Source organism: Marivita sp. (assembly GCF_051251565.1).
Classification (GTDB): domain Bacteria; phylum Pseudomonadota; class Alphaproteobacteria; order Rhodobacterales; family Rhodobacteraceae; genus Marivita.
In genome coordinates, this window is sequence record NZ_JBPOFB010000001.1 from 362,066 (window position 1) to 379,173 (window position 17,108).

A 17,108-nucleotide genomic window follows, 5' to 3' on the forward strand; every position below is an offset into this window, starting at 1 on the left:
CTCCGGGTTCGGGCAAGATCGCCCGTGGATACCATGCTACACGTTGTGTGATGCTGTGTGTGAAGCGTTGGAAGGCGACGACATGCGCCGCCTTCCGCAAGATGGTCAGGTCAGCGGTAGCCCGCAGCCTCCATTGCTTCGTTGGTGATGGCCTGTGCTTTGGCCAGAGCCTCTTCGACGGTCTGCTGACCGGCATAGGCCGCCGAGAATTCCTGGCTCACCTCAGAGGCGATACCGGCGAATTCCGGGATGGCGGCAAACTGGATGCCGACATAAGGAGTTGGTTCAACCGTGGAATTGGTTGGATCAGCCGACAGGATCGAGTCCAACGTCATCTGGGCAAACGGAACCTTCTGGTATTCGGGGTTCTCATACAGCGACTTGCGCGCGCCGGGAGGGACGTTGGCCCAACCTTCGTTGGCCGCGACCAGCTCGATATAGTCTTTCGAGGTTGCCCATTCGATAAACTCTTTCGCGGCTGCCTCTTTCTGAGTGCCTGCCGGAATGGCAAGTGCCCATGCCCAGAGCCAGTTCGAACGCTTGCCAAGCCCTGTGTCGGGTGCAAGTGCAAAGCCTACGCTATCGGCCACGGTCGAGTCGTTGGGGTTGCTGACGAAGGAGGCCGCAACCGTTGCGTCGATCCACATGCCGCACTTGCCCTGTTGGAAAAGCGACAGGTTTTCGTTGAAGCCGTTGGTGGCGTATCCAGCAGGACCGGATTCGTTCATCATGCCAACAAAGAAGTTGAGCGTGTCAGCCCAGGGCTGTGTGTCAAATTGGGCGTTCCAGTCCATGTCGAACCAGCGGGCGCCAAACGAGTTGGACATCGCGGTGATGAACGCGCCGCCTTCGCCCCAACCGGCCTTGCCACGCAGGCAAATGCCGTTGATTTCGGCGTCACGGTCGGTCATGGCCGCGGCGGCTTCGCGGACGAAATCCCATGTCGGCGCTGTCGGCATTTCCAGACCAGCAGCTTCCATCAGGTCGGTGCGGTACATGATCATCGAGCTTTCGCCGTAGAACGGTGCCGCATAAAGCGTGCCGTCATGGCTCAGACCGCCAGCCATTGCAGGCAGAAGATCGCCAACATCGTAGCCCTCGGACAGATCGTTCAGCGGAACGAGCCATTCGTTCGCACCCCAGATCGGCGTTTCGTACATGCCGATCGTCATGATGTCGAACTGGCCGCCCTTGGTGGTGATATCTGTCGTGACACGCTGGCGCAGCACGTTTTCCTCAAGCGTCACCCATTCGACTTCGTGGCCTGTCTTGGCCGTAAAGTCAGCGGTGTACCCCTGCATGCGGATCATGTCGCCATTGTTGACTGTTGCGATAGTGATGGTCTCTGCCTGTGCGGCCCCGACCATGATAAGCGACATCGCTGTCGCCGCACGAAGTGCGTTACTAAGGTGCATCCGAATCCTCCCTGATCTTAAGATTACCTTGACGCTATGGAACACCATTCTGTTTACTCGCGTCAATAAAAAATTTACTCGCGTAAACTTTTTCAGGCCGAGTCCCGCATGATCAGACGAGCGGCAAACAGGCTTTCCGATCGGGTGTCGAGCCGTCCTCCACTTTCGATCAGCCGGAAAAGGGTTTCCACCGCATGATCGGATACCGCGTTGTAATCATGGGCTGCTGTGGTCAGGGACGGGCAGGTGAAGCGTGAAAACGGGTGGTCGTCATGGGACGCTACGCGCAAACGACAATCGGCCCCGCGTCCGACCTTCACACCGCTTTCATAACAGGCGGAAAGAAATCCGATGGCCAGACGATCATTGCTGCACAGCACTGTATTTGTCGGCAAAGTCCCGTCGGCCAGCACCTTCAGCCCGCCTTGACGCCCGATTTCCTCAAAACCCCAACCTGTGCCGTCAACCTTGACCACATGCGGCTCAAGCCCAAGCCGCTCCATCATGGACAGATAGGCGGTGCGGCGTTTGTTGGCATTGGGGTTTGCGGGGGTTTTCATCTCAAAGAAACAGGGCGCTTCACCGGTGCGGCTTAGGTATTCGACGGTTTGAGACACAAAACTATGGTTGTCAGAGCCGATAAACGCCTCGCCCATGCCTTCGATGTTGCTGTCAAACAGGACTGTCGGAACGTGTTTGCAAAACGTCTCGATCGCCGATTTGTCCGACTCGCGCCCAAGTGGGGCAAGCAGAACCCCCGCTGGTTTAATCGACCGCAAACTGTCGAGGATATCGTTCTCATGCGCCTGATCGCCATGGGCGCTGAACAGCGACGGGGTAAAGCCCGCCTCGATGCAGCGACCTTCGATCACCCGAACGATTTCGGCGAAGAACGGATCGGCCAGATAGGGCACCACGATGCCGATATTCTTGGTCAGCTTCCGGTTTTGGTTCATCGCGTAGATGTTGGGGCGGTAGTCGTATTTCTCCAAGGCTGCCTCGATCCGCATGCGCGTGGATTTGCGGACGCTGCTGGGATCATGAAAGTATTTGGACACAGTGGGCCGTGAAATGCCGCTGATCGCAGCGAATTCTTCCATGTTTTTGATTTCGGTATGTGACATGGCGGACCCTGTAGGCGTTAACAAACGAAACTTGGCGTTGGCTTACAGTTTCTTATCGCGCGCAAAAAATCAACATGCCATGGCAAGTTTACGTACAGCCAATGTGTGGCGCGGACAAAAGCCGGTTTCTTCAAGCACATGGCTTTGGGTTGGACGGTCAGCGCAAGTCTTTGAGCGTCAGGTAAAGCATCCGGTATCGGCGCAGCCTGTCTTCAAGCGCTGGGTCTGCAATGGGGTCGAACCAATCTGCGATCTTGGGCTGTTGGCCCAGATCAGACAGGGACATCGCGCCAAGCCCGCAGGCGGCAAGGCGGGCCGCGCCCATCGCCGGGCCTGCATCAGACCCTGCGGTGCGTGCGATCCGTTTGTCCGTGGCGCTGGCGATGAGGGTCAAAAGGAAGGGCGATTTGCTGCCCCCGCCCAGTGCGGCAAGGTGGGGCAGGTCAGTGATCGTCTCGCCAAAACTGTCCACCGCATCGGCAAAGGTAAAGGCCACCGCCTCGATTACCGCGCGGCAAAGGCCTGCGCGGTCGGTGCTGTCCTCAAGCCCAAAGAACCCGGCACGGATATGCGGGTCGCCATGCGGGCTGCGTTCCCCGGTGAGATAGGGCAGGAAGATCGGAACGCGGGTCGGATCGGCCGCTTCAGCAAGCGCCACGACGTCCCCCGCGCTGATGCCGAGCTGGCCCGCCAACCACGCGATGGGCCGTGCACCGTTGAGCATGGCGGCCATCTGATACCAGCGGTTTGGCACGGTATGGGCAAAGGCATGCACGAACTTGGCCGGGTTCGGGTGATAGGCATCACCCGCGACGAACAACTGCCCAGACGTCCCAAGCGAGATAAACCCGCGCCCCGGTTCGGTTGCGCCCAGTGACACGGCGCCGGTTGCCGCATCGCCGCCGCCAGCTACCACGGGGATGCCTTTGGGCAGGCCGGTCTGGTCCGCGGCCTGTTGCGTGACCTGCCCGACGATCTCGTGACCATCTGCGAGGTGCGGCAGCCAATGGGGTTCGGTGGAAGTCGCCTGTGCCGCGTCAACGCTCCAGCCGCGCGTCGCCTGATCGAGCCAGAGTGTGCCAGCAGCGTCTGATCGGTCCGTGGCCAAAGCGCCATGCAGGCACAGGCCAATATAATCCTTGGGCAGCAGGATATGGGCAATGCGCGCGTGGGTGTCAGGTTCTTCGCGCGCCATCCACATCAGTTTTGGCGCAGTAAAGCCGGGCAGGGGAAGCACGCCGGCGATGGTCCCGATTTCGGGCAGGGCGGTGTGCAGAGCCGCGCAATCATCGGTGGCGCGGCTGTCATTCCAGAGGATCGCCGGGCGCAGCACGGCTTGGTGCGCATCCAACAGAACCGCGCCGTGCATCTGCCCGGACAGGCCAATGGCGGTGATGCTGGACAGCGGGACGGTCGCGCTGACCTCGGTCAGGGCCGTACAGGTTGCTGTCCACCACGCGCCGGGGTCTTGTTCAGACCAGCCGGGACGGCGCGATTGCACCGTCAAGTCGGCAGTAGCCGATGCCAGAATCGCTGTGCCGTCGGTATAGATTACCTTGACCGCAGACGTGCCTATGTCGATGCCCAGATACATGATGCAGCCATACGTCAGCGCTAACATTGGTGCAAGTCAGGTCAAGGCTCTGGGAACTGGCGTGGCGGGAAAACCCGCGCTAGACAGGACCCAACCAAGGGAGATGAGGCCATGAGCAGTCTTGATGCGAAATTTGCACGGCTTGGCGCGGACAATGCGCCGGGGCAAGAAGTGCGGCAATCCGCCGATGATCTGAAATCGACGATGCGCGGGGATATCCTGCCGGGGGTGCCGGTGGATTTCTCGCATGGGGATGTGGATGCGTTTGAACCGACGCCGGGTGCGCGTGCCGCTTGGGAAGACGGATTCACTGCTGGCGCGGCCCAAGCCTATACCGAATATCGGGGTGCTGCGGCGATCCGCGATGATGTGGCCGCCAGCCTTGCCGCCTTCACCGGCGCGCCGGTCGATCCGGTGGACGAGTTGATCATCACGCCCGGCACGCAGGGGGCGCTGTTCCTTGCACTGGGCGCGGTGGTGGATCGGGGCACCAAGGTCGTGGTGCTTGAACCGGATTATTTTGCCAACCGCAAGCTGGTGACATTTTTTGGCGGTGAAATCCTGCCCGTTGCTCTGCATTATTTTGAGGACGCCCCGCAGCGCGGACCTGACCTTGGTCAACTGAAAGCGGCGTTCGAGGCAGGGGCCGAGGTGCTTGTCTTCTCGACCCCGAACAACCCGACAGGTGTTGTGACCCAAGACGCGGCAATCCTCGAAATCGCGCGGCTCGCGGCGCAGTATGATGTGACGGTCATTGTCGACCAGCTTTATTCGCGGCTGCTTTATGGCAGCGAAAGCTATACCCATCTGCGCGCCTGCGCCGAGCGGCCAAAGAACCTGATCACCATTATGGGGCCGTCCAAGACTGAATCGCTCAGCGGGTTTCGCCTTGGTGTCGCCTTCGGGTCTGCGGCATTGATCGAACGGATGGAGAAATTGCAGGCCATCGTGTCGCTGCGCGCGGCGGGTTATTCGCAGGCGGCGCTCAAGACGTGGTTCCACGAACCCGAGGGCTGGCTGGAAAGCCGCATCGCGCAGCACGAGGCGATCCGCGATGATCTGCTGGCGATTTTCCGCGCCGCTGGTTTCCGGACTGCGTGTCCGCAGGCGGGCAGCTACCTGTTCCCGGAATTGCCTAAACTCGTGGTCTCACCAGAAGATTTCGTGCGGCTTTTGCGGGTGCAAGCGGGCGTGACCGTGACGCCGGGGTCAGAGTTTGCGCCGCATACTGGCAACAGCGTGCGGCTGAACTTTTCACAGGATCACGCGGCGTCGGTGGCCGCCGCCCACCGGATTGTCGAGATGGTCGAAAGGTATCGCACATGAAAATCGGGATTGCAGGCATGGGCGCGATCGGGTTGCGGGTTGCGCAGGAACTGGACCGGGGTGGCATACCGGGGTGCACATTGGCGGGCATTTGTGCCCGCAATGCGGATCGTGCCGCAGAGGCAAACGCTATCTTGACTTCGCCCGCGCCTGTCTACGCGCTGGCCGAGATTGCCGATCATTGCGACGTGGTGATCGAAACCCTACCGCCGCAGATGTTCATGGATTTGGCAGTGCCCGTGGTGCAGGCTGGCAAGGAACTGATCGTATTGTCGGCCAGCCAGTTGCTGGGCCAAGAGGCGCTGTTCGATCTGGCGGCCAAGACAGGCGCCAAGATCATTGTGCCCTCGGGCGCGATGTTGGGCCTTGATGCGATCAAGGGCGCGGCGGTCGGTGCTCTGCACTCGGTCGTAATCGAGACGCGCAAGCCTGTCGCGGGTCTGGCCAAGGCGCCGTATGTGGTGGACAACGGCATTGACCTATCAAACGTGGCAGGACCGATGTTGGTGCTGGGCGGGACGGTGACCGAGGTGGCCCGCGTGTTTCCCGCCAACGTCAACGTGGCCGTCGCGGTCAGCCTTGCAGGCTTTGGCCCCGACAAGACCAGAATGGAGGTTTGGGCCGATCCCGCGCTGGACAAAAACAAGCACACGGTCCGCGTGACTTCGGACAGTTCGGATTTCGAAATGACGATCCAGAACCGCCCGTCCGAGGAAAACCCCGCAACCGGCAAGATCACCGCTCTGAGCGTGATTGCGCTTTTGCGGGCGAAAACAGCGGTGCTTCAGGTGGGAACCTGACAGTCAACTCAGTCCAGACGGACGTTCGAGGTGGATGCGCCCTGTTCTTCGGCGCTCCACCCCATCTGGTCGAGGGTGAAGCTTGCGCCAATGGCGATCACGGCGATGGCGGCAAATCCAACAAGCATGGCTTTCACTTTGAGATCTCCTTGGGCGTGGTTTCCCGAAGCAGGTAGGTCACGAGGTCGGCGCGGTCTTGCGCGCCGGTGATCCGCTGCATCGGCATCTTGGTACCGGGTATGTAATGCTCTGGGCCGATATCGAAAAGAGCATCAATGGTGTTTTCGTCCCAAATAAGGGTCGATCCATTCAGGGCGTCTGAATAGGCGTAATCCTCGACGGTGCCTGCCCTGCGACCGAACAGATCATATAGGCTGGGTCCGGCGCGGCGGGCGCTTCCGGGGGTCAGAGTGTGGCAGATCGAACATTTGCGCATGAACTGCCGCTCACCATTTGGCATGCTGTCTGCGTCGGCCAAAAAGCTGGGCGCGCCGGTGGCCATGGGATTGGCCTCGCTCATTGTAGCGACGGGCCAGGAATACATGCGCGGATCAAGCCCGCCTGCGTGGATGTTCGTGCCATCTTGTGAAAACGCCAAGGCCCAAACCGGGCCGCGTTCTGTGGCGCGGAAATCGCGGGCTATGCGCCAAGTGGGCGTGTCGATCACCATAATGTAGCCTTCACCGTCCCCAACAGCGAGCAAAGACCCGTCCGTGGTTTGCGCCAGAGACAAGACGGGGCGACGTTCCAGAGTGAGATCTGCGACTGTATCGCCCGTGGCCAAATCCAACACGCGTGTGCCGCCGTCAACGGCCCCATAGGCCAGCCAGCCCGCATCTTCGTTCAGTTCCAGTTCATTGACGCCGAACCCATGTTCGGTCACGCGCAAAGACTCCGTCGCGGTTGCCACGTCCCAAAGGCGGATGCTGCCATCGGCTGAGGCAGAATACAGTCCGGTTCCGTTCCTGGTGAAGGCCACATCGTTGACCGGGCCACGATGTCCGGTCATGAAGCGCGGCGCGGTGCCATCGCGGGACCACAGACCAATGCTGCCATCCCAGCTGGCAGAGGCAAACTGTGTGGCATCGGGTGACAGCGCCAGTGACACCACCTTGCCCTTGTGGCCGGTCCAGACCGCCAGTTGCGTACCTTCGGGGGACCAGACGCGCAGGGTGAAGTCATCACCTGCGGAGACAATCATGTTGTCTGGAGTAAACAGCACAGCGTTTACGGCTGCTTCGTGCCCGTCGAACCAGAGCGGTTGCTGACCTGACCAAAGCCCCACTGCGTTGTCAAAACTGACAGTTGCGATCTGGTCGGTGTCGGACACGGCAATTCCCATGATGGGGCCGCCATGCCCTTGGAGTGTAAAGAAATCCCCTGCGGACAGAGCTGTTGCACAGAACAAAACCGCAGAGGTGGCGAACGCCCGTCGCATGTTACTCGGCAGGGGTCGCGTCGCGGGGCGCTTTTGCGTCACGCTCTTTGACCTCTTCGACCCACAGACTGTGGTGTTCTTTGGCCCATTGCTCTTCGACCATGCCGTTGCCCATTGCGTCGAACGCGCCTTCCATACCAACCGAGCCAATGTAGATATGCGCGAGGATGATCGCCATGAGCACAAAGCTGACAATTGAGTGCCAGAGCTGAGCATATTGCATTTCCTCGTGCGGAGTCATTGCTTCGGGCAGAATACCAAAGCCCATCATCTCGGGTAGGCCTGTGCTGTTTAGGATGGCAAAGGTCTTGGCAAACAACGGCAGTTCGAACGGGAACAGCAGCGAAATGCCCGAGACTGAAATCGAGACGCCAAGGACAATGGTGGACCAGAAGATCATCTTTTGACCGGCGTTGAATTTTTTGGCAGGCGGGTGACCACCGCCAAACAGACCGCCGCCTTTGGCCAGCCATTTGAGGTCTGTTTTGTCGGGGAAGTTGTGTACGACCCACATCACGAAGATCATGACCAACGCCAGCATAAAGGCCCAAGAGACGTTATTGTGGACCCATTTTGATCCGGTTGCCAGCCATGCATAAGAGTCGTGTCCAAATGCCGGGATCAGGAACTTGCGACCCATCAGGGACAAAAGACCGGTGATCCCCAGCAGGATGAAAGACCCGGCCAAAAGCCAATGTCCAAAACGTTCGAAATTCTTGAACCGCTCGATGGTGCGGCCGGTCTTTTGGCCGTCAATCATCACGCGACCGCGCAGGAGGTAGAACAGTGCAAGCGCGCCAATTGTGCCCAAGAGCAGGTAGCCGCCATAGGTCAGCAGCGGTCCTTCACGGAACAACACCCACCACATGCCACGATCCTGAATCAGCACCTCTGATGCCGGGCCTCGGATCTGTGTGGTGATATCCGCCGAATTGAACCGCAACCCACGCCAAAGTTCGGGGTCTGACGCACCGCCCAAGGTGCCAAGCTGGTCCGAAATCCCTGCTGCCGCGTCGGGGTTGCCGATATTGTCCGCGCGCGCTGCGTCGTCTACGGGCAGGCCCTGTTGGCGGCGTAGAATGTCGTCCAGTGTCGAGGCTCCGCCCGTAGCAGAGCGGTCGGTTGCGGGAGCAGTTTCCTGTGCAGACGGAACGGACGGAAGCGCCAGTCCGATTGAAAGCACAGTCAGCAAGAGCAAGCTGCGAAGCAGGGTCATGTCGTGATCCTCGGGCTGTTGGTCAAAACGATTATTGTTGGTCTTGAAGTCTTGGGACAGGGCCACTTTGTGGGCGCTGACCAAAAACTTCTGTGTGTGCGGAGCGTGAAGTCAAAAAAGCCCCCGGCACTGTTGCCAGCGCCGGAGGCCGTTTTCTGTCAGAGCTTAGCCGTCTTTCAGGTCGTAGGCTGTGCCCCAGCCCCATGCGCCCGAGCCGAAGCCACGGGCAACAACGCGCTCGCGGTAGATGTTGGCGACCGTGTCGCCGTCACCGGCCAAAAGCGCTTTGGTGGCGCACATTTCCGCACAGATCGGCAGTTTGCCTTCGTCGATCCGGTTGCGGCCATACTTGGCGAACTCTGCGGCAGAGTGGTTTTCTTCGGGGCCACCGGCGCAGAAGGTACATTTGTCCATCTTGCCGCGTGATCCGAAGTTGCCTGCCTGCGGGTATTGCGGCGCACCGAAGGGGCACGCGTAGAAGCAATAGCCGCAGCCGATGCAAAGGTCCTTGGAGTGCAGAACCACACCTTCTTCGTTCTGGTAGAAACAATCCACCGGGCAGACGGCCATACAGGGCGCGTCCGAACAGTGCATACATGCAACAGAGATCGACCGTTCACCGGGCTTGCCGTCGTTGATCGTAACCACCTTGCGGCGGTTGATCCCCCACGGAACCTCGTGTTCGTTCTTACATGCTGTGACGCAGGCGTTGCATTCGATGCAGCGTTCGGCGTCGACAAGGAATTTAGCTCGTGCCATGTCTCAGGTCCTCCTCAAGCTGCCATAATCTTGCAAAGTGTGGCTTTGGTTTCCTGCATCTGGGTCACCGAGTCGTAGCCATACGTTTGCGCCGTGTTGGTTGATTCACCCAATACATAGGGGTCCGCGCCTTCCGGGTACTTGGACCGTTGGTCCTCGCCCTGGTAATGCCCGCCAAAGTGGAAAGGCATAAACGCAACACCGGCGGCGACCCGTTCGGTTACCAAGGCCATCACTTTGACCTTGCCGCCCTCGGGGCCTTCGACCCAAACCTGTGCACCATCCCGCACACCAAGATCATTGGCGTCGCGCGGGTTGATTTCGATGAACATGTCCTGCTGCAGTTCGGCAAGCCACGGGTTTGAACGTGTCTCGTCACCGCCGCCCTCGTATTCGACCAAGCGGCCAGAGGTGAGGATGATCGGGAATTCGCCCGAGAAATCCTTGGCTTGGATCGACTTGTACATGGTCGGCACGCGCCAGAATTTCTTGTCCTCATAGGTCGGGTAGTCGGCCACGAGGTCGTAACGGTTGGTATAGAGCGGTTCGCGGTGAACTGGAACCGGATCGGGGAAGGTCCACACAACGGCGCGGGCCTTGGCGTTGCCAAAGGGCGCGCATTCGTGCTTGATTGCAACCCGCTGGATACCACCCGACAGGTCGGTTTTCCAGTTGGTCTTCGGACCTGCCACAGCGTCAATAGCCGCGCGTTCGTCGGCTGTCAGGTCACCGTCCCAACCAAGGTCCATGAGCATCTGCATGGTGAATTCCGGGTATCCGTCCTGGATTTCGGAATTCGCAGAAGCCACACCCTCGGCCAAAAGGTTCTCGCCGTCCTTTTCCACACCAAAACGGGCACGGAAAGTCAGGCCACCTTTCGATACCGGCAGCGACATGTCATACAGGTTCGCTGTTCCGGGGTGGTTCATCTCGGGAGTGCCCCAGCACGGCCACGGCAGGCCGTAGTAGTCGCCATCTGCCGGGCCACCATTGGCGCGCAGCGTCGTGCGGTCAAAGGTGTGCTGGTTGGCCATGTGCAGTTTCATCCGCTCGGGCGATTGGCCGGTATAGCCGATGGTCCACATGCCGCGGTTGAATTCGCGGGTGATGTCCTCGACCACCGGGGTGATACCGTCGTCTTCCAACGCGATATTGCGGAAGATCTCGTCGTGGAAGCCGAACTTCTTGGCGAAGAGGCCCATGATCTCTTCGTCGATCTTGGCCTCAAAAAGCGGGGCCATGATCTGATCACGCCACTGGATAGATCGGTTAGAGGCAGTGACAGAACCACGGGTTTCGAACTGCGTCGTTGCCGGAAGCAGGTAAACGCCATCAGTGCGGTCGTGCAGCACGGCAGACACGGTCGGGAACGGATCAATCACAACAAGTGTGTCGAGCTTTTCCATCGCCGTCTTCATTTCCGGCAAGCGGGTCTGCGAGTTGGGCGCGTGGCCCCACAGAACCATAACGCGGGTGTTATCCGGCTGATCCAGATTTTCGCGGTCTTCCAGAACACCGTCGATCCAACGCGACACTGGAATGCCCGTCAGGTTCATCATCGGTGTGTCGCCCACCTTTTCCGGCGAGAAACGGCCTTTGAGGTAATCAAGGTCTTCGCCCCAGACGCGCGCCCAATGGGCCCACGAACCTTCGGCCAAGCCGTAATAGCCGGGCAGAGTGTCGGCGAGAACGCCAAGGTCGGTTGCGCCCTGAACGTTGTCGTGACCACGGAAGATGTTCGTGCCGCCGCCTTCGGTGCCCATGTTGCCAAGCGCCAACTGAAGGATGCAATACGCACGAGTATTGTTGTTGCCGTTGGTGTGCTGGGTGCCACCCATGCACCAAATCACGGTGCCGGGACGGTTATTGGCCAGCGTGCGGGCCACGCGCTCAAGCTGCGAGCCGGGCGCACCCGTGACGCGTTCAACCTCTTCGGGTGTCCACTTGGCGACTTCTTCCTTGATCTGGTCCATGCCCCACACACGGGTGCGGATGAACTCTTTGTCTTCCCAGCCGTTCTCGAAGATGTGGTACAGAATACCCCAGACCAGCGCGACGTCGGTACCGGGCCGGAAGCGGACATATTCGTCCGCATGGGCTGCGGTGCGTGTGAAACGCGGATCGCACACGATCACCGGTGCGTTGTTTTGCTCTTTTGCCTTGAGAACATGAAGCAATGACACCGGGTGTGCCTCGGCGGGGTTGCCGCCGATGATGAAAATCGCGCGCGACTTGTGGATGTCATTGTAGCTGTTGGTCATGGCGCCGTAGCCCCAGGTATTCGCAACACCGGCAACCGTGGTCGAGTGACAGATGCGCGCCTGGTGGTCGATATTGTTCGTGCCCCAATAGGCCGCGAACTTGCGCATCAGGTAAGCTTGTTCGTTGTTGTGCTTGGCAGATCCCAGCCAATAGACAGAATCCGGGCCGCTTTCGTCGCGGACCTCAAGCATCTTGTCGCCGATCTCATCGATCGCCTGTTCCCAGGAAATGCGCTTCCACTCTCCACCTTCTTTTTTCATCGGGTACTTGAGGCGACGTTCGCCGTGGGCGTGTTCGCGGACGGCAGCACCTTTGGCGCAATGGGCGCCAAGGTTGAACGGGCTGTCCCAACCGGGTTCCTGGCCAATCCAGACGCCATTGCTGACTTCGGCAACAACGGTACAGCCGACGGAACAGTGAGTGCAGACAGATTTGACGGTTTCAACCGCGCCGTTCACGGCAGTGGCTGCGCTGGCTTGGGTCACCGCGCCGCCCGTGGCGCTGATCGCGGCAAGGCCACCGATGGCCAGACCCGATCCACGCAAGAACGAGCGTCTGTCGACAGATTTATTGGAGATGTCCGAGATCAGGCCTGTCCGCGCAGTGCGCCGCGTCAGCCCTCCGGTTTTTTTTCTGAGCATATTGTCCCTCTTTGGCTACCTGCGGCGGAGTGCGCCGTCGGCTGGGTTGTGTCCTGTGACCAAAGCAAATCCGGTCAGCAGGGGGGAGGTGATCGACGGGGTCTTAGAACCGCGTGCTGGCGAGATAGGCGCGGGTATGTGCAGTGTCCTGCATCCGGCCATCGACTTTCGGTGTTTCGGCAGCTTCGGCCTGTGTGCCCGATACTGCAACTGCCGCGACCGCTACGGGTGCTGCGGTGCCTGCCAGTTTCAGAAAATCACGGCGGCTTTTGGACGCCTCGGTTTTCTCAGTCATGGAAGGTTCCTCCCTTCTTGGTGTTTGGTGCGGCGCGTGTGCCGCAGGGGTGGCGGTTGCCCGCCCGTTACGTATGTGACCTCGGCCCAAAGTCAGGCCGGGGTCAGTCTGAAAGCTTCGCGTTCGATCTGCATGAAAGCTTTGCCCACCGATCCAACTGCGCTGAACATCATCGCGGTCTTTGCGGTTTCCAGGTCGGCAAAGAACAGCCCGGCCCATGGTGCGATGTGACGATTGAAGAAAAGTTTCTGATCTTCAATCGTCGCGGGATTTGAAAAACGCCCGACGATCAATCCACCCATGACTTCCATCAGCGTTGCGATGTTGTCTTCGGGTTCGTACACGTTCGGGGCCCGTTCGATACGGCGCGCCGAAAGATCGCTGCGCAACAAGGCGAGCGGTTTTTCATGCAGGAATCCGGTCAGATAAAAGCTGGCATAGGGCAGCAATTCACCGCGACCCAAGCCGATGAACAGCTTGTTGAACTCGCGTTCAGCTTGGGGCGCAGTTGTGGTCCGGGCACATTCCGCAAGGCGCCCAATTGCCTGGCCAAGCTCTGTATCGTCCCCCGACAGACCCGCTGTTTGCGACAGCAAAAGACCGTCCGGCGCCGCTGACAAAATCAGGCCGAGGTAATTGTAAAGATCCGCCCGAAGACGGTCTTCTTGAGACACCGATGGCGTGGGCTGAGCCGCGCTCATTGTCATCGTGGTTCGCTTTCTATTTTGAAACGCATCCGGCGAGGACGCGCAGGTTCCTCGGGTACTGTATCCAAAGGTATGCCGTGGGCATATCGGTCGCCGTTCGGATCGTCCAGCACCATGGTCGTAGATGCTTGTGCGGCATTTGCATTATCCTGCACAATTTCCGCACTTGGCATATCTTCCGATAGCGCGCTGACGTCCTCTGGCGCATCCAGCTTTTCTGACAGATTCTCTGGGGTATCAATTTCTTGGGCGGTTTGCGCCGCAAGTTTGGCGCGTTCCTGTTCTTCAAGAGCCTGAACATGGCGCAGCATTCCTTTGCCCACCTGATACGCCGTTTTGACCCCCGGCGCATCGGTCGTCGCATTGGTGAAATCGCCGTCGTAATCGTTCAGACCATCAAGGTTCGCCAGCACCGGATTGATACGCCACAACTGCCGCATCGCGCGGCGGCGCAAGCGTTCGGGTACGGCCTTGTTCATAAAGCCGATAATGTCCTGACCCGGTTCAATCGTATCGGGATCGGGCAGGCCGAATTCCTCAAGGATTTCGGCGTCGGTCTTGTCTTCAAGTTCGGCTTGCGCCGCCTCGACCTCGGCGGCTTCTGCCTTGCGGGCGTCTTCTGCTTCCTCGGCCTCAACCCGGGCCTTGCGCCGTGACCAGAAGTCAGATCTCCCATCGCTCATGACGGGCGGATCTTTCTGTCACGCGACGGGGCGCGGTACACATCGCTGACCTGCGTGATGCGCGGATCGCCTTTGCCATCTTCAACCTTGTCTTCGAGATAGCGTTGCCGTTTGCGTTTCACGAAAGGTTCCTCAACATAATGCGTGTCGGTCCAGTCCTGCATCCAAGCCACAAGCGCAGGGGGCATCGGAACCTTTTCCACCACGTCGTCGCCGCCGTCACTATACTGCATGGCCTCGTGTGGATTGGCGGTGATCAGCTTGATCTTGTAGGGCCAGTCATCCTCGCCGGGTTGAAGCACAACATAGGCACAAACCACCTGCTCAGCGAGCCCAATGCGGTAGGCCTCGGCATCGGTGCGCCATAGGGTCAGGGTTGCCGTGCCAATGTGGTATTCGGCAATTTCGCCATTTTCGCGCAACATTTTCCAATGGGCCGGGCCCGCTCCGGGCAACAGCGCTGTGGGCGTGTATGCCCATTTTTGCCAACGGGTGACACCGGGTCTGCGTTGCATGACAACGCCGACGGGCATTTCGATGTAACGTGGGTCAGGGGTGGTCAAAGTGGATCCTCCGAAGTCGTCACGCATGCACGTGGTTGACATCTGCCTAGCATAGCCATTGGGTATGTCGAAACCTCTAACCAACAACAAGAGACCACGCAGGCGCGCGCCGCGAAAGGGACGAAATGGGAACCAGACTACTTCTATGTGACTGTCTTGGCAGTCAAAATGTCGATGCGACACGCATTGGTGACGTAACATCGCTTGATCCGTCCAAGGTGTATACCAACCTTTGCGGCACGCAGGCTGAAACGGCGACAAAGGCCATCGAGGCCGGGGACGTGATCGTCGCCTGCACGCAGGAACGCGCATTTTTCGAGATGCTGGCCGAAGAGCTCGGCGTTGACGCGCCGCCTTTTGTGGACATCCGAGACCGTGCCGGATGGAGTGATGACAGCAAGACCGCAGGGCCGAAACAAGCGGCTTTGGCGGCGGAAGCGACACTGACGCTGCCTGCGGCCAAAGTGATCGATGTGGTCAGTGAGGGCACCTGCCTGATCATCGGCGCAGGCGAGGCCGTATTCGCGGCCGCCGCGCAGCTTTGCGACACGCTTGCCGTGACCGTTTTGCAAACTGATACGTCCGACGTACCGCTTGATCGACGATTTGACGTGGTGCGCGGCACTGTGCGCAACCTGAACGGTGCGCTGGGGCAATTCTCGGTGCGGATCAACGGGTTTTCCCAATTGCTGCCCGGTGGGCGCGGCGCGTTTGCCTTTAGCGATCCCAAGGACGGCGCGCTGTCCGAATGTGATGTGGTGATTGACCTTACCGGTGCACCCGCATTGGTGCCTGCACCGCACAAGCGCGAAGGCTACCTGCGCGCCGATCCGCGCCAACCCGTGGCCGTGGCGGCGACATTGGCCGAAGCGGCGCAGATGGTCGGCGCCTTCGAAAAGCCGCTTTATATTGCGCTGGAACCTGCGCTCTGTGCGCATAGCCGTGCGGAACAGACTGGGTGTTCCAAATGCCTCAATATCTGCCCTACAGGTGCGATCACCTCGGAGGGCGATCACGTAGCCATTGACCCGATGATCTGCGCCGGGTGCGGGGCATGCGCCGCTTTGTGTCCCTCCGGTGCCATCGCCTATGACGCGCCGCCCGTGTCCGCTGTGTTCCGGCGCTTGGACACGCTGTCTTCGACCTATCGCAAGGCTGGGGGCAAAGCACCGCGCCTGCTGGTGCATGATGCAGACCACGGGTCCGAGATGATCAGCCTTGCCGCACGATTTGGCCGGGGCTTGCCTGCGAATGTGATCCCGTTCTCAATGGACAGCCTTGCCGCGTTTGGCCATGCGGAAATGATGGCGGCGCTCAGCTGTGGCTTTGCGTCGGTAGATGTTCTTCTGGCTCCGCGCTCTGAACGCGAAACCCCACAAAACGAGGCTGCGCTGGCCAATGCGCTGTCGGCGGGGGGGCGGGTGCAGGTGCTTGACGTCACCGATCCCGACGCACTGAGCGATCACCTGTACGGCGCTGCGTTGGCAGATCCGGTGGGGACACCAAGCCTGCCCATCGGCACTCGCCGTCAGGTGGCCCGTGTGTCGGCCAAGGCGATGGTGCCCGACGCCGAGATCCTGCCATTGCCGGAAAATGCGCCCTACGGCGCGGTTTTGGTGGACACCGATGCCTGCACCTTGTGCCTGAGCTGTGTGTCGCTGTGCCCGTCCGGGGCCTTGGGCGACAACCCGGACCTGCCGCAATTGCTGTTTCAGGAAGATGCCTGCCTGCAATGTGGGATTTGCGCCAATATCTGTCCCGAAACCGCAATCACGCTGGAACCCCGCATGAACCTCACCGATGCGGCCTTCAGCCAAGTGGTCCTGAACGAGGAAGAGCCGTTTGCCTGCATCGATTGTGGGGCGCTTTTTGGGGTGAAATCAACCATCGAAAAGATCACCGAAAAGCTGGCGGGCAAACATTCCATGTTCGCCACCAGCGATGCGGCCAAGATGATCCAGATGTGCGACAATTGTCGAATTCAGGCGCAGTACCATTCGCAAAACAACCCGTTTGCTTTGGGTGCACCCCGCATTCCGCGCACAACGGATGACTATCTGAAGGATGGACCCTACTCGAAACGCAAAGACCACTGAAGCGCGCAAGATGTCTTTACGTGGCAAGGATCATGCGGGTTTGAACGCGCTTGATCCGTGCCACGGTCCGCAGGTGTGTCGGGGTGATCAGAATGTTCCGGCCAACACCCCTTAGATTTGAGGTGCTGTCATTATCCAACGGCTCCTTGCTTGAAAGCCGAAAGACGGTGGCTTACACCCGTCGACGCT

General features: G+C 59.7%; 15 protein-coding genes. 3 read left to right on the plus strand and 12 right to left on the minus strand.

Annotation, left to right across the window (positions count from 1 at the left end; translation table 11 throughout):
• Positions 1-110 precede the first annotated feature (110 nt).
• From ACSHXH_RS01730 to xylB, 3 genes are all read right to left on the minus strand, one after another.
• Positions 111-1,415: an ABC transporter substrate-binding protein gene (locus ACSHXH_RS01730; RefSeq protein WP_435670019.1), complete on the minus strand. Its 1,305-nt coding sequence runs from the start codon at positions 1,413-1,415 to the stop codon at positions 111-113.
• A 92-nt stretch (positions 1,416-1,507) separates the two neighbouring features.
• On the minus strand, positions 1,508-2,539 hold the full coding sequence (locus tag ACSHXH_RS01735; RefSeq protein WP_435670020.1) for a LacI family DNA-binding transcriptional regulator: 1,032 nt from the start codon (positions 2,537-2,539) through the stop codon (positions 1,508-1,510).
• Between the two features lie 157 nt (positions 2,540-2,696).
• The gene (gene xylB, locus ACSHXH_RS01740; protein WP_435670021.1) at positions 2,697-4,160 is read right to left on the minus strand and encodes a xylulokinase; all 1,464 of its coding nucleotides are present in this window, start codon (positions 4,158-4,160) and stop codon (positions 2,697-2,699) included.
• 84 nt (positions 4,161-4,244) lie between these two features.
• Between xylB and ACSHXH_RS01745 the strand changes: the two genes are divergently transcribed.
• Both ACSHXH_RS01745 and ACSHXH_RS01750 read left to right on the plus strand, forming a co-directional pair.
• Entirely contained in the window at positions 4,245-5,459 is a 1,215-nt protein-coding gene (locus tag ACSHXH_RS01745) for a pyridoxal phosphate-dependent aminotransferase (protein ID WP_435670022.1), read from the plus strand.
• Positions 5,456-6,259, plus strand: coding sequence for an aspartate dehydrogenase (locus ACSHXH_RS01750; RefSeq protein ID WP_435670023.1), 804 nt, complete (start codon positions 5,456-5,458; stop codon positions 6,257-6,259). The genes ACSHXH_RS01745 and ACSHXH_RS01750 overlap by 4 nt, the downstream gene beginning before the upstream one ends.
• Before the next feature lie 8 nt (positions 6,260-6,267).
• Here the strand turns inward: ACSHXH_RS01750 and ACSHXH_RS01755 are convergent, their stop codons facing one another.
• The 9 genes from ACSHXH_RS01755 to ACSHXH_RS01795 all read right to left on the minus strand — a co-directional run bounded on the left by ACSHXH_RS01755 (position 6,268) and on the right by ACSHXH_RS01795 (position 14,823).
• Positions 6,268-6,396 carry a hypothetical protein gene (locus tag ACSHXH_RS01755; RefSeq protein ID WP_435670024.1) on the minus strand — a complete coding sequence of 43 codons (129 nt, stop codon included), beginning with the start codon at positions 6,394-6,396 and terminating at the stop codon, positions 6,268-6,270.
• Positions 6,393-7,697 (minus strand): c-type cytochrome, encoded by a 1,305-nt coding sequence (locus ACSHXH_RS01760; protein WP_435670025.1) that lies wholly within the window; start codon positions 7,695-7,697, stop codon positions 6,393-6,395. Before ACSHXH_RS01760 ends, ACSHXH_RS01755 begins: the two co-directional genes overlap by 4 nt.
• Position 7,698: 1 nt before the next feature.
• Entirely contained in the window at positions 7,699-8,913 is a 1,215-nt protein-coding gene (locus tag ACSHXH_RS01765; RefSeq protein WP_435670026.1) for a formate dehydrogenase subunit gamma, read from the minus strand.
• A 165-nt stretch (positions 8,914-9,078) separates the two neighbouring features.
• Complete coding sequence (gene fdh3B / locus ACSHXH_RS01770; RefSeq protein ID WP_435670027.1) at positions 9,079-9,672, minus strand: formate dehydrogenase FDH3 subunit beta; 594 nt, start codon at positions 9,670-9,672, stop codon at positions 9,079-9,081.
• Positions 9,673-9,686: 14 nt separating this feature from the next.
• Entirely contained in the window at positions 9,687-12,575 is a 2,889-nt protein-coding gene (locus ACSHXH_RS01775; RefSeq protein ID WP_435670028.1) for a formate dehydrogenase subunit alpha, read from the minus strand.
• A gap of 103 nt (positions 12,576-12,678) precedes the next feature.
• Positions 12,679-12,870 carry a twin-arginine translocation signal domain-containing protein gene (locus ACSHXH_RS01780; protein WP_435670029.1) on the minus strand — a complete coding sequence of 64 codons (192 nt, stop codon included), beginning with the start codon at positions 12,868-12,870 and terminating at the stop codon, positions 12,679-12,681.
• Positions 12,871-12,962: 92 nt separating this feature from the next.
• Positions 12,963-13,571 carry a TorD/DmsD family molecular chaperone gene (locus tag ACSHXH_RS01785; protein ID WP_435670030.1) on the minus strand — a complete coding sequence of 203 codons (609 nt, stop codon included), beginning with the start codon at positions 13,569-13,571 and terminating at the stop codon, positions 12,963-12,965.
• 2 nt (positions 13,572-13,573) lie between these two features.
• The gene (locus ACSHXH_RS01790; protein WP_435670031.1) at positions 13,574-14,260 is read right to left on the minus strand and encodes a DUF3306 domain-containing protein; all 687 of its coding nucleotides are present in this window, start codon (positions 14,258-14,260) and stop codon (positions 13,574-13,576) included.
• The gene (locus ACSHXH_RS01795; RefSeq protein WP_435670032.1) at positions 14,257-14,823 is read right to left on the minus strand and encodes a DUF3305 domain-containing protein; all 567 of its coding nucleotides are present in this window, start codon (positions 14,821-14,823) and stop codon (positions 14,257-14,259) included. The genes ACSHXH_RS01790 and ACSHXH_RS01795 overlap by 4 nt, the downstream gene beginning before the upstream one ends.
• 125 nt (positions 14,824-14,948) lie before the next feature.
• Here ACSHXH_RS01795 and ACSHXH_RS01800 point away from each other — a divergent pair, with 125 nt between their 5' ends.
• Positions 14,949-16,919: a 4Fe-4S binding protein gene (locus ACSHXH_RS01800; RefSeq protein ID WP_435670033.1), complete on the plus strand. Its 1,971-nt coding sequence runs from the start codon at positions 14,949-14,951 to the stop codon at positions 16,917-16,919.
• Positions 16,920-17,108: the final 189 nt, after the last annotated feature.